This window comes from Bacteroides cellulosilyticus DSM 14838 (assembly GCF_000158035.1).
Classification (GTDB): Bacteria; Bacteroidota; Bacteroidia; order Bacteroidales; family Bacteroidaceae; genus Bacteroides; species Bacteroides cellulosilyticus.
This window is the reverse complement of the sequence record NZ_EQ973490.1, coordinates 114,661-127,960: the sequence shown is the minus strand read 5'-3', so window position 1 is coordinate 127,960 and position 13,300 is coordinate 114,661. Positions and strand designations below refer to the sequence as shown.

The 13,300-nt window shown below is 43.6% G+C and carries 7 protein-coding genes; all 7 read left to right on the top strand.

Translation table 11 applies throughout. The annotated features are described in order from the left end of the window. Positions 1-242: 242 nt before the first annotated feature. Positions 243-1,988, top strand: a complete 1,746-nt coding sequence (locus BACCELL_RS05560) for a hypothetical protein (protein ID WP_007210625.1) — start codon at positions 243-245, stop codon at positions 1,986-1,988. Between the two features lie 105 nt (positions 1,989-2,093). Further along, complete coding sequence (locus BACCELL_RS05555) at positions 2,094-5,273, top strand: SusC/RagA family TonB-linked outer membrane protein (protein WP_007210624.1); 3,180 nt, start codon at positions 2,094-2,096, stop codon at positions 5,271-5,273. Between the two features lie 16 nt (positions 5,274-5,289). Further along, a complete protein-coding gene (locus tag BACCELL_RS05550) occupies positions 5,290-7,299 on the top strand; it encodes a RagB/SusD family nutrient uptake outer membrane protein (RefSeq protein WP_007210623.1) in 2,010 nt (669 codons plus the stop codon). A gap of 19 nt (positions 7,300-7,318) precedes the next feature. After that, entirely contained in the window at positions 7,319-8,077 is a 759-nt protein-coding gene (locus BACCELL_RS05545; RefSeq protein ID WP_007217065.1) for a DUF3823 domain-containing protein, read from the top strand. Between the two features lie 104 nt (positions 8,078-8,181). Then, complete coding sequence (locus tag BACCELL_RS05540; protein WP_007210621.1) at positions 8,182-9,744, top strand: glycoside hydrolase family 99 protein; 1,563 nt, start codon at positions 8,182-8,184, stop codon at positions 9,742-9,744. 37 nt (positions 9,745-9,781) lie between these two features. After that, complete coding sequence (locus tag BACCELL_RS05535; protein WP_007210620.1) at positions 9,782-10,744, top strand: family 43 glycosylhydrolase; 963 nt, start codon at positions 9,782-9,784, stop codon at positions 10,742-10,744. A 130-nt stretch (positions 10,745-10,874) separates the two neighbouring features. After that, complete coding sequence (locus tag BACCELL_RS05530) at positions 10,875-13,139, top strand: GH92 family glycosyl hydrolase (RefSeq protein ID WP_081450794.1); 2,265 nt, start codon at positions 10,875-10,877, stop codon at positions 13,137-13,139. The last annotated feature ends 161 nt before the right edge of the window (positions 13,140-13,300 follow it).

The window sequence follows — 13,300 nt, the reverse complement described above, 5'->3', positions numbered from 1 at the left end:
TATGCGTAAAGTGCCCTTCACCTGATGTAATCCTCTTACATGTGATGAGGAATAATCGCTGAAGTTAATTTTTAAATTTAATAAATTATTAATTATGGAAAGACACAAGTTACTTAATCAAATGAAAGGTAGGTATAGACTTCCACCGGAAATCTATAAGAGGTCATTTCAGTTGAATACAGAAAGAATATTCTGGAAACAATCAAATTCTATATTTATTTAATAACTTCTATTTAATTATTATGAATAAGCAATTTATCAAAGTGCTCCTGTGCGGAGCAATGGTTCTGTCAACGGGAACCTTTATATCATGTAATAATGATGATGATATTGATGATCTTAAATCAAGAGTATCAGTGGTAGAAACGGCTATTGGCGATTTGAAAGCTGATTTAGATAAGGCTTTGAAGACTGGTGCAAGTGTTGTAGAAGTCAAGTTGGACGAGAAAACTGGTATTTATACGTTGTCGTTGAGTGATGGACAAAAAATTGTGATAAAACCGGGTGGAGGTAATATTTCCGTTACAATGACTGATACGGAAGCCATCATCAATGTAAATGGTACGGAATATAAACTCCCATTGGGTTCTGCTGTCAACTCTTTAATCTATAGCCCCGAAACAATAGATGGTATTGTAGAGATTGGCAATACTGGCGCAATTGTAAAATTCCTGCCAAGACCAGCTCTAACAAGTATAGAAGGTGCAGAATTTACGATTGCTGAGTCTCATGTGTTAACTCGTGCTGCTGATGGCGAGCAATTTAAGGTTAATGGTGCGGCAAGTCTGGATGGTGGTTTCATTGTAGTTCCCATTAAGGCGTTGGGTGAAGCGGAAGCTGGAAAGATGTATGCTGTATCTCTGCAAATGAAGTTCAGAGGAACGGTCATCGGTTCAAATTACTTCAATGTGAAAGTGGCTGATGATTTTTCGGCTGTAGCCGAAGATCTAGGTGGTGTTACCATCAAGGCTGATTACGCCCCGAGAGATTTAGCCGACGGTTTCAAGGAAATGACTATAAACGGTCTTGACCTGTTGGGAACTTTGAATTTCAATAATCTATTCTCAGAACTTCCTGATAAGGCTGAATTCATAGTTGCCAGCAGTAGTAAACAACCGGGTGGAAAAGCACAGGAGAAAGTGGATATGCTTAAGGAGAGTTTAAAATCCGATGGTACTTGGAAATTCAGTACAAGGCCGGGAACCAGCTTCAATGATAATGAAGAGCGTCCGGGATTCTTGGTGAATGTGGTTGCTGACGACGTAGTGAAAGCTAAGATTTATGTGGTTATTGTTGATGAACTGGCTGATGTGGATTTCACAGCAAACGGGTTGGTCGGTAACTACGAAGCAGAGTGGGGTGGTACAGAAAAAGCTCAACCACTGGGGGCAGGAAAGCTGAACTTCCCGAGGGCTCTTTCTAAATATGAGACGGATATCCCTACCATTCATAATGGAGCAGATGGATTCTTTCCTAATTGGCTGAAGTATAGTATAAAAATGGGGGATGAAGAGTTGATTTTCAATAATGGATCAACGTTGGAAATGGGGAATCTTGCCAAAAAGTATGCGGAAGGTTGTCGTGGCATTTATTATTTCTTCCGTGGCTTTGCTGTCTATGTTCCGGCTTCTTTGGGTACTGATGGAAAATATACAGATGTCAACGGCAAGACTTATGATGCTGGTGAAGGTTATGGCTATGACGGCTGGATGGGACAATATAATGAATACATCAATGATCCGGTAGGTTTCTATAACAATATAAAGGAATGGGGCTTCGGTGACTTCACAATGGATGAAAAGACCGGTGACTTCAATTTCCCTGAAAGCTATACAGGTTATGGGCTCCGCATTGCTTTCGATGCTGGTTATGAATATGCTTACGGTGTGAAACCGCTCCATGCAGCAGGTGCAGATCAGTTAGGCATGCTCTTTATCAACCGTCGTGTGGCTCCGGAAGGTGCAACAATGCCGGCTCCCAAGCCTTAAGATTCCTCTAAGTAAACTTTAAGAGGTGGTACCCCTGTACAAGCGACGGGTACACCTCTTATCACTAAAAAATGAAGATTTCTTTAATGAACAGAAAATCTAAGCATGAAACATTATAATTCTAATAAAATAAAAAGAAGTGCATTTTTTTCATGGAGAACGATGATGATTGCACTTCTATGCCTCCTGACGGCATTGCCTATGTCGGCTCAGAACCGGATGGTTCAGGGAACCGTCATTGATAATACGGGCGAGCCGGTTATCGGAGCAAACATACGGGTGAGCGGTACTACCCGAGGAACAATCACTGATATAGACGGTGTGTTCAAGATAGAAGCCTCTGCCAAAGATAAACTGACAATTACCTTTATCGGTTATCTGGATGCTGTAGTCTCGGCAGCTAATACCGTATTGAAAGTCACTTTGCAGGAAGATAGCAAGACACTGGAAGAAGTAGTAGTTGTAGGTTACGGTACGCAGAAGAAAGCGACTTTGACAGGTGCAGTCTCAGCTGTTAATAATAAGGAAATTGCCGTGACTAAGAATGAGAATGTGGTGAATATGCTTTCCGGAAAAATACCCGGTGTGCGTATTACACAGAAAAGTTCACAACCCGGTGAATTCGATAATGCCATCGATATCCGTGGCTTGGGTGAGCCGTTGATCGTGGTTGATGGTATTCCTCGTGACAAGGGCTATTTCTCACGTATGGATGCTAATGAAATAGAATCGGTATCTGTATTGAAAGATGCTTCTGCTTCCATTTATGGTATTCGTGCTGCCAATGGCGTTATATTGGTAACATCCAAGCATGGTGGAGAAAGCAGTGATGGTAAGTTTGATATTACTTTTTCTGCCAACTATGGCTGGCAACAGTTTCTATATATGCCTGAAACAGCTTCTGCAGCCAACCATATGTTGTTGATCAACGAGAAGTCTTATAATGACTTTGGCACTAACTATCCCCGTCGTACCTCGCCGAAATATACATGGCAGCAGATGATGGAATATAGTTCCAAGAACAATAGAGGTACCAACTGGGCCGACGAACTGTTTGATAATAATGTACCGCAACAACAATATAACATTAGTGTGGATGGTGGTTCGAAGAGGATAAGCTATTTCTTTAATTTGGGCTATATGAAGCAGGAAGGCTCCTACAAGAGCGGTTCGTTGAACTATGACCGCTGGAACTTCCGCAGTAACGTGGATGCTAAGATCACTGACAGATTGAAGGCTACCGTGCAGTTGAGCGGCTATATGGATGAGAAGAATCAACCGTTTACTGACATGTGGACGGTCTACAAGAAGGCATGGACTTTGCGGCCTACTTCACAGGCTTGGCTGAATGGGGATCATGATTTGCCCAGTTACGACTCGGAACTTTCTGACAATGATAATCCGGTGGCTACTACCGACAGTCGTTTCACCGGTTACCGCAGAGAGAAGCGTACAAACTTCAATGGTTCGCTGACATTGGCGTATGATATTCCCGGTGTGAAAGGCTTACAGGCTAAAGCTTTCTATAGCTATGATTACAATTCATCGAACAATACGGAATACAAACGCGCCTATCAATTGTATGAAATGGTAGGTGGAGAGATGAAGACTTATGACCGTAATGCTGACAGTTATCTACGTCGGGGAACTGATCCCAGCCATGGTACCGTAATGCAGCTCTCTTTGAATTATGCCAATAAGTTCGGCGATCACAATGTGGGGGGCTTGATATTGTTTGAAGAGCAGTATAATGAGTGGGATAATTTCTACGGACAAGCGATTATGAAGTTGGATGGGGAATATCTGATATATGGTGAGAAAAGTAATCAGATTGTAGGTGCAGGTCTTGCGGGCGATAAGGTTCGTCAGGCTTTGGTAGGTAGATTCAATTATGACTATAAAGGTCGTTATATGTTGGATTTCTCTTTTCGCTATGATGGTTCTTCCAGTTTCCCGAAAAACTCTCGTTGGGGATTCTTTCCTGCTGTATCTGCAGGCTGGCGTGTCAGCGAAGAGGCCTTTATGAAAGAGTGGGTACCATTCCTCAGTAACTTGAAGATTCGTGCTTCTTACGGTGAAATGGGTGATGATGGTAGCGCCAATACCTATCCACAGACTGCTGTAGCTTATGAACTTAATCCCAGCAAATTGGGCTATGTTTATAATGGGGTTCTGATTTCCGGTGTTTCGGCAACATCTATTCCTAATCCGGATTTGACATGGTATACAGCTAAGACTTATAACCTTGGCGTAGACTTTGACCTTTGGAACCAGAAACTGAGTGGTACGTTTGAAGTATTTAAGCGTAAACGTGATGGATTGTTGGCTACTTCTTCTGCACAGATCCCTGGCATTGTAGGCGCTTCCCTTCCGCAAGAGAATAAGGAAAGTGATGAAACCTTTGGTTGGGAAATCAGCTTAGGGCACCGCAACAGAGTGGCAGGAGTTACTTATTGGGTAAACGGACAAATCAGTGCGACCAAGAATCGTTGGGATTATCATTCCGATAGTCAAGCTTCCAATTCTATGGATAACTGGTATCGCAGAGATGTTTCCGGTCGTAATAAGGATATTTGGTTTACTTATGAGGAAGGTGGACGTTTCGGCAGTTACGATGATATCCGTTATCATGGTACAACAGGTGCGAATTACGGTCAAGGTACCTTGCCAGGTGACTACTATTACAAGGACTGGAATGGTGACGGTATTATAGACGATTCGGATAGACATCCGATGGCTACCTTCAACTTGCCGGTATTCAACTACGGTATCACACTGGGGGCTGCTTGGAAAGGTATCGATCTTTCTATGAACTGGCAAGGTTCAGCTGGTGTATACAGTTCCTATAGTGAAGTTTTTACTGAGGTAGGACCATTCAACGGTGCTGCTGTACTGAATATTTACGAAGATCGCTGGCATACGGAGAAACCGACGGACGATCCGTGGAATCCGAATACTAAGTGGGTATCCGGTCTCTATCCGGCTACCGGACATAGTTTTAATACGGGTAGCACGGGCATTAAGAATACTTCATATATTCGTTTGAAAACTTTGGAAGTGGGCTATACCTTGCCTAAGACATGGTTGGCTAAGGCAGGTATTAAAGATCTTCGCGTTTATTTCAATGCTTACAATCTTTTGACTTTTACCGGACTGGATAATATAGATCCGGAGCGTCCGGGAGAAAAGGGCGGTGCGAACGAAGATCCCAATAAAAAGAGTGTCTTGTTCTACAACTACCCGGTAAACCGTACATTCAATATTGGTGCAACAATTAAATTCTAATACGAGAGGATAGAACATGAAAAAGATCAAATATATATTTGTAGCAGCAGCATTAGGCCTGACGATGTCATCTTGTTATGATTTGGACTTGGAACCCAAAGGTCTGATCTATGAAAATGTGTTGATGAAATCCGAAAGTGGTCTGCAGAAATACTGGGCCATGGTTTTCCAGGACCTGCCGATTGAAGACTTCAACTTTGCGATGAATGGTGAACACAATGGCTTCGGCACAGTCTGTGCGGCTGGTTGGCACGAAGCGAATCAGTGGGGTGCGCAGAAAGCGAGTCCTGCATCCGCAGCTATGGAGGCTACCGGACGTACCACTTCCTATGGTGACGGTTGGGGATATTGGCCTTACGACCGTATCCGTGACATTAATAATTTCATGGAGCAATTTCCGAATTACAAGGAATACTATAATGAAGAAACATACGAAAATCTTTATGCTGAGGCCTTTTTCTTGCGGGCTTTTTACTACTTTGGACTGGTGAAGCGCTATGGAGGTGTGCCCATTGTGGACAAGGTACTCGATCCGAAAGCACCGCTTGCTGAATTGCAATTGCCTCGTAGCACAGAGTATGATTGTTGGATGTTTATTCACAATGATCTGGAATATGCCATGAATCATATGTCTACTGCCAAGGGAGATGCCAGTCGTCCCAACCGCTATGCAGCGGCAGCGTTAATGAGCCGCGCTATGCTCTATGCGGCTTCTGCTGCAAAATATGGCAGTTATGGCAAAATAACAGGACCAGCCGTGGATGCAGGACTTATGGGTGTTGCTCCCGAAAAGGCTAAGGAATTTTATCAATATGCCTATGACGCCTGCAAGTTTGTCAAGGAGGGTGGTTATGCGCTGAACGACGGTAGTGACAAGGAAACTGCCTATGCCGAGCAGTTCTTTAAAGACAATACTCCAGAGGATATCTTTATCAAACAGTATGGTGATTACATAGCCTTGAAGGATAATCAGGGTACTATGCTGTTTCACAGTTGGGATTCAATGATTCTACCTAAGGGCAGTAACTTGAGTATCAGTGCTCCGGGTTGCACCATACAGCCCGCATGGGAGCTGATTCGTATGTTCGAGATACCTGCCGTGACCGACGAGGAAGGCAAGCCTGTTCGCTTTGACAATGTGGAGGACCTCTGGAACTCGGGCGAGATGGAGCCTCGTGCCCGCGCTATCTTCTTCTTCTCGGGTATGACTGAGAAAGGTTCGGGTACCAAATTCGATTTTCAGGCTGGTGTATACAAAAGCTATCCCGGAACGGCGGCTGACGGAACTACGGAAACCGGTGGCAGCACGAATGACTATACGAACGCCTATCGCGTGACGGCACAGAATGTGGAAGCAAGTCAGATGTATCAGGATATCGGTGATCAGAAGAACGTAAAAGTAGCCGGTCCGCATGGTTGTTTCAGAGGTACGGGTGATGAAGGATACTCCTACATGGGGGTATTGATTCGTAAATATACGAACCCTAACTCAAACCTTGCTATTAGAGGTGGTCTTTTTGGAAGTTCGCAGTCATGGAAGGTATTCCGCTACGGTGAAGTTTTACTGAACTGGGCAGAGGCCGCTTATGAATTGGGTTTGGAAACCGGTGATGATAAGTTGAAGGCGGAAGCATTTACTTACGTTAATGAAGTCCGTGCGCGTGCAGGCGCTACTCTTCATCAGATGGTCAATAATCCGGAAGATCTGGGTATGGAGAAATACGGATTCCCGGTAGATGAGAACTTGCAGTACATTCGTGATGAGCGTGCACGTGAACTTTGCTTTGAGAATCTGCGCATCTATGACCTGCGTCGTTGGAGAGTGGCTGATATTGACTTTATGGATGGTAAACAACCGCATACGTTGCTCCCTTACTACGTACTTAATGAGAATAAGTGGATTTTCTTGAATGAAGTGCCGGTTGTAGCCCGTAAGGCTACGTTCGATAAGAAATGGTACTATGAACAGATTCCGGGTGGAGAAATCGGCAAGAATCCGAATCTTATACGTAATGATGGTTATTAATACTAAATTGTATATGGATATGAAAAAGTTGAAACATAGTCTGTTGTTTGGAGTATTAACTCTATTTGTGACTTCCTGTATGGAAGTGGACAATTTTGATGAACCCGACGCTCACTTCACCGGACGTATTATAGATAAAACTACGGGGGAGAATATCCTGGCCGATCAGGGTGCAGGACGGGTGAAGATCTGGGAGAAAAGCTTCAGTCTTAATCCCGGTTCTCAAACGATTCCTGTGAAGCAGGATGGCACTTTCAACAATACGAAACTGTTTAAAGGCACGTATGACGTGGTTCCCGAAGGCGCCTGGTGGCCTGCCGATACTATTCGTATAGGCATTGGTAAAAAGGCTGTTCATGACTTCGAAGTAACTCCTTATCTGAAACTGATTGATCTGAAGACGGAACTGGTGGATGACTCACTGGCTATCTCCTGCCGTTTGGATGTTCCTCCTATTACAGCGGGACTTCCCCGAATTCTGGATATACGTCCTTTCTTGAGCCTTAATCAGTTCTGTGGCGAAGGCAATTGCATTAGTTACTATAATGATATGGGTAGTGATGACGAGAAACCTTATGCTAAGAACTATATTGCCAAGGTAAGAAGTACTTGGGAGAAACTGGAAAAACTGGAAGATGGTAAGAGCAAGATCTTCTCTTTCAAGGTGGATGTGAAGCCCGGTTATACTTACTTTGTTCGTGTGGGTGCCAGGGTTGACGATACTTTCCAAAAGTGCAACTATACGGAAATAGTGAAAGTTGAAATTCCTCAAAAGTAAATACAACAGAAACGTAATTAGATTGGTATGATGGTGCAGCTGGGAGAGGAGGCATACAGCTTCTTTTCCCGGTTCTATTTAACTGAACAACAATAAATAAAGCTATGATGAATTTGAAAAAGATATATTATTTAGTGCTCTGTGCTCTCGTGGCATGCACTACAGCCTCTTGCAAAGATAGTAATGATGATTATATTCCGCCTGCTTTAGAGCCCGAAAAGCCTGAGGTACCTGTTGAACCTGAAGACCCGCGTGCGGATGTCCCCATTCATGTAGATGGAGAGCCTTACACCACTTACAAAGGGTTGCTGATGACCGGTTATCAAGGGTGGTTTGGTACACCGGGCGATGGCTGTAGCCATGCGAATCATAAGAATACGGAGTGGTATCACTATCGTGAAAACGATATGTTCAAACCCGGTGTACTGCGTAACAGCATTGACCTCTGGCCGGATATGAGTGAGTATGAAATCAAGTATGATACAGAATTCAAATATCCTGATGGAACGACGGCGCAGGTGTATAGTGCTTATGACAAGTCTACTGTGATGCTGCATTTCAAGTGGATGCAGGAGTATGGCATTGACGGTGCATTTATGCAGCGTTTTGTAGGCGAAGTGATTGATAATCCCGACGGTAAGGATCACTTCGATAAGGTATTGGCAAGTGCTATGGATGGTTCCGACCAATATCAGCGTGCTATTGCGGTGATGTATGACCTTGGCGGTTATAATCCTGCCCGTTTTGAGAAAGTCGTTGCTGATGCCCAGGCAATCTATGATACTTATGCCTCCAAACGGAAATATTATCTGCACGAGAATGGCAAACCGCTAATTGCTCTTTGGGGGGTCGGTTTCAATCCTGCTGAACGTGGTTACAGCAATGAGGATATCCAGAAGCTGTCTGACAAACTGAAAGAAGTGGGGTACAGTATCATGCTGGGTGTATCTACTTACTGGCGTGCCGGCGGAGGTGATACCTATACTCCCGGAAGAGCTAGCTTGCATGCTCTCATTAAGAGTGTGGATGTAATTATGCCCTGGTATGTAGGTCGTTTCAATGATATCAATAGTTATAACACGGGTGGTAGTGACGGTGGATTTGCCAACATGGTCGGTAAGGATATAGAATGGTGTAAGAATGTCAATGAGTCTGGAGAAAGCAAAGTACAGTATGCACCTCATTGCTATCCGGGTGCTTCGGATTTGAATATGCATCCTTACTATGAACGGGGATCCCGCGAAAGAGGTAAGTTCTTCTGGACTCAACTCCATAACTGCATTCGCAGAGGTTGTACGATGTTGTATATTGCTATGTTCGATGAAATAGATGAAGGTACAGCTATTTATAAGGTACTTAGAAAGAGTGATGTGCCCAGTAATGCGGCCGACGTGGAATACTATGTGGTTTATAACCCGAAGAATGAAAAGATTTCTTATTCAGACATGAACGGCATCGGAAGAAGCACTGAGAATACTGTCTTCATGGCGAAGAATAAAGTAACAGCTCCTACTGATGGTTGGTGCAAATCAGAAAAAGAATTGGGTATCACTTTTGAAGGTATCGATGATGATCTGGAAACTGACTATTATCTGTGGCTCACCGGACAGGCCGGTAAAATGTTGCGCAAGCAGATTGCTCTTCAGGAAACACAGCCGAAGCGTTAAATAGAATCGATAATATGATTTAACAGGAAATATACGTATGAAAACTTTTTTTATCACCTTGGCTGCCTTGTCGCTCACATTGATGAGTTGTAACAGCCAAAAGCAAAAAACGGTTACTTTAGGGCCGAATCCTTTTATTACTCACATGTATACTGCCGACCCTTCGGCCCATGTATGGGAGGACGGACGCTTGTATGTGTACGCTTCGCATGACATTGATCCGCCACGTGGGTGCGATTTGATGGACCGCTATCATGTATTCTCTACGGATGATATGGTAAATTGGACAGATCATGGTGAAATTCTGAACTCTTCACAGGTGCCTTGGGGACGTAAAGACGGTGGATTCATGTGGGCGCCCGATTGTGCATATAAGAACGGTACTTATTACTTCTATTTTCCGCATCCGAGTGGTGATGACTGGAATAATACCTGGAAAGTCGGTGTAGCTACCAGCAAGTATCCCGCCAAAGACTTTGAAGTGCAGGGATATATTGAAGGATTGGGTAATGCTTTTGCAATGATTGACCCTTGTGTGTTTGTAGATGATGACGGGCAGGCTTACTTCTATTATGGCGGTGGCGGTCGTTGTGCGGCAGCCAAACTGAAAGATAATATGATGGAAATAGCTGAACCTTTGAGAGACATGGAAGGACTGAAAGATTTTCATGAAGCTACCTGGGTGCATAAGAAAGACGGTGTTTACTATATGTCGTATGCTGACAATCACTCGGATAATGGAAAAGGTGCCAACCGCTTGAATTATGCAACAAGTGACTCTCCGATGGGGCCGTGGAAATATCAGGGCATTTATCTGGAACCGACAGGTTGCGATACAAGCCATGGATCTATAGCTGAATATAAAGGTGAATGGTATGCTTTCTATCATAACTGTTCTATTTCAGGACAGGGAAACCTACGTTCGGTCTGTGTAGACAAGCTGTATTATAACTCGGATGGAACAATACAGGTGATAAAACAGACACGAGGACAGAAATAATTATTAAAAAGAGACTTATTTAGCTATTTATTCAATTTTAATCGGCTATTAAGTCTTTTTTAATCGAAAGGGAAAGCTTTAGGTCTTACATTTGCCTTCACGAATAAATATAAACTAAAACTGTTATATTATGAAAATTACACATTGCCTGGCTTCTGTAGCTTTAGTTTCCATGTTGGGCGCTTGTAGTGGAGTACAAAATCAAGTAACTGCCGTGAAAGGTCCGGTTGACTATGTAAATCCTTACATGGGAAATATCAGTCACTTGCTGGTGCCTACTTTCCCGACTATTCATCTGCCGAATAGTATGCTTCGTGTTTATCCCGAACGGGCGGACTATACAACAGATCAGTTGAACGGTCTTCCTTTGATTGTAACCAGCCATCGTGGAAGTTCAGCTTTCAACCTGAGTCCGTATCAGGGAGAGAATCTTCGTCCGGTTGTAGCTTATAGCTATGATGATGAAAAGTTGAAACCTTATTATTATGAGGTGATCCTCGATGACGAGGAAATTAAAGTGAAGTATGCACCCTCTCATCAGTCGGCTCTTTATCAGATAGATTATAGTCAGCAGGATAAACCTGTATACATGATGATTAATTCACGAAACGGTGCCATCAAAGCAGGTGACGGATTTGTGAGCGGTTACCAGCAATTGGAGAATAATACGCGTGTGTACTTGTATATAGAATCGGATATTGCTCCTATAGAAACGGGTATCTTGGCTGATGGTAAAATAGATGCAGGCACGAAGGAAGCTGAAGGTCGCAATGCCTGTGCTGTTTTGCACTTTGCCGACGGAACGAAAACGGTAAATCTGCGTTATGGTATTTCGTTTATAAGCGAGGAACAGGCTAAAGAGAATCTGCAACGTGAATTGCCGGACTATAATCTACAGGCTTTGGCAGAAAAAGGACGCCAAATCTGGGATAAAGCATTGAGCGATATTCAAGTAGAAGGTGGCAGTGATACAGATAAGCAAATTCTTTATACGTCACTCTATCGCATATTCGAACGCCCCGTTTGTATCAGTGAGGGCGGTCGTTATTTCAGTGCATTTGACGGAAAAGTGCACGAGGATAATGGCGAACCTTTCTATACGGACGACTGGATTTGGGATACCTATCGCGCAGCTCATCCCCTGCGTCTCCTGATTGACGAAGGTACGGAAAAGAATGTGATTGACTCTTATCTGCGTATGGCTGAACAAATGGGTAATATGTGGATGCCTACCTTCCCTGAAATTACAGGTGACTCCCGCCGTATGAATTCCAATCATGCCGTAGCAACAGTAGCTGATGCGGCTGCTAAAGGCTTACAATTCGATTTGGCTAAGGCCTATGAAGCTTGCCGTAAAGGAATTGAAGAAAAAACACTGGCTCCGTGGTCGGGGGCTGCCGCCGGTTGGATTGATGATTTCTATAAGAAGAACGGATATATCCCTGCACTTCAGGAAGGAGAAAAAGAAACAGACCCGAATGTACATCATTTCGAAAAGCGTCAGCCGATTGCAGTTACACTGGGAACAGCATACGACCAATGGTGCCTGTCGCGTATAGCCGATATGTTGGGAAAGAAAGAAGATGCTGCTCACTATCTGCAATGTGCTCATAATTATCGCAACGTGTATAATGCAGAAACAGCTTTCTTCCATCCGAAGGATAAGAATGGTAAGTGGATCGAACCATTCGATTATCGTTTCTCCGGAGGTATGGGTGCCCGTGAATATTATGGTGAGAATAATGGTTGGATTTATCGTTGGGATGTTCCTCACAATGTAGCCGATCTGATTGATTTGATGGGTGGTAACCAACAGTTTATAGCAAATCTGGATCAGACTTTCCGTGAACCGCTGGGACGTGGCAAATATGCTTTCTATGCACAGATACCGGATCATACGGGAAATGTGGGACAATTCTCAATGGCCAATGAACCTTCTTTGCATATTCCTTATCTGTATAACTATGCAGGTCAGCCTTGGAAGACACAGAAACGTATCCGTCAGTTGCTGAAGACTTGGTTCCGTAACGACCTGATGGGGGTACCGGGAGATGAAGACGGTGGCGGTATGTCGGCATTTGTTGTATTCTCTTCTTTAGGTTTCTATCCGGTTACACCGGGATTCCCGGCTTATAATATCGGTAGTCCTTTGTTTGCTAAGGCTAAGGTGATGTTGAGCAACGGAAAGGTATTTGAAATAGAAGCACAAGGTGCGTCGGATGAAAATAAATACATCCAATCTGCAACATTGAACGGAAAAGAATGGAATAAGCCTTGGTTTAGTCATGACGACATAAAAGAAGGTGGGAAATTGGTATTGGTGATGGGTAGCAGACCCAATAAGGCATGGGGTAGCGCAGGTGATGCAGTGCCCCCATCCGCAGAAAAACAATAAGGTATAAGTCAATAGGAAAAAAACATGAAAACACTTAAAAAGATTGTATTTACAGGATTATTAGCTCTAATAGCCTGTGCCGGAGTGGCACAGGCTCAAGAGCTATATAAGGATGAGAAAGCACCGATGCATGAGCGCATCATGGATTTATTATCACGCTT

Excerpts from the sequence above, each read along its gene's own strand:
- BACCELL_RS05560 (WP_007210625.1), top strand. The coding sequence starts at position 243 with ATGAATAAGCAATTTATCAAAGTGCTCCTGTGCGGAGCAATGGTTCTG.
- BACCELL_RS05555 (WP_007210624.1), top strand. The coding sequence starts at position 2,094 with ATGAAACATTATAATTCTAATAAAATAAAAAGAAGTGCATTTTTTTCA.
- BACCELL_RS05550 (WP_007210623.1), top strand. The coding sequence starts at position 5,290 with ATGAAAAAGATCAAATATATATTTGTAGCAGCAGCATTAGGCCTGACG.
- BACCELL_RS05545 (WP_007217065.1), top strand. The coding sequence starts at position 7,319 with ATGAAAAAGTTGAAACATAGTCTGTTGTTTGGAGTATTAACTCTATTT.
- BACCELL_RS05540 (WP_007210621.1), top strand. The coding sequence starts at position 8,182 with ATGATGAATTTGAAAAAGATATATTATTTAGTGCTCTGTGCTCTCGTG.
- BACCELL_RS05535 (WP_007210620.1), top strand. The coding sequence starts at position 9,782 with ATGAAAACTTTTTTTATCACCTTGGCTGCCTTGTCGCTCACATTGATG.
- BACCELL_RS05530 (WP_081450794.1), top strand. The coding sequence starts at position 10,875 with ATGAAAATTACACATTGCCTGGCTTCTGTAGCTTTAGTTTCCATGTTG.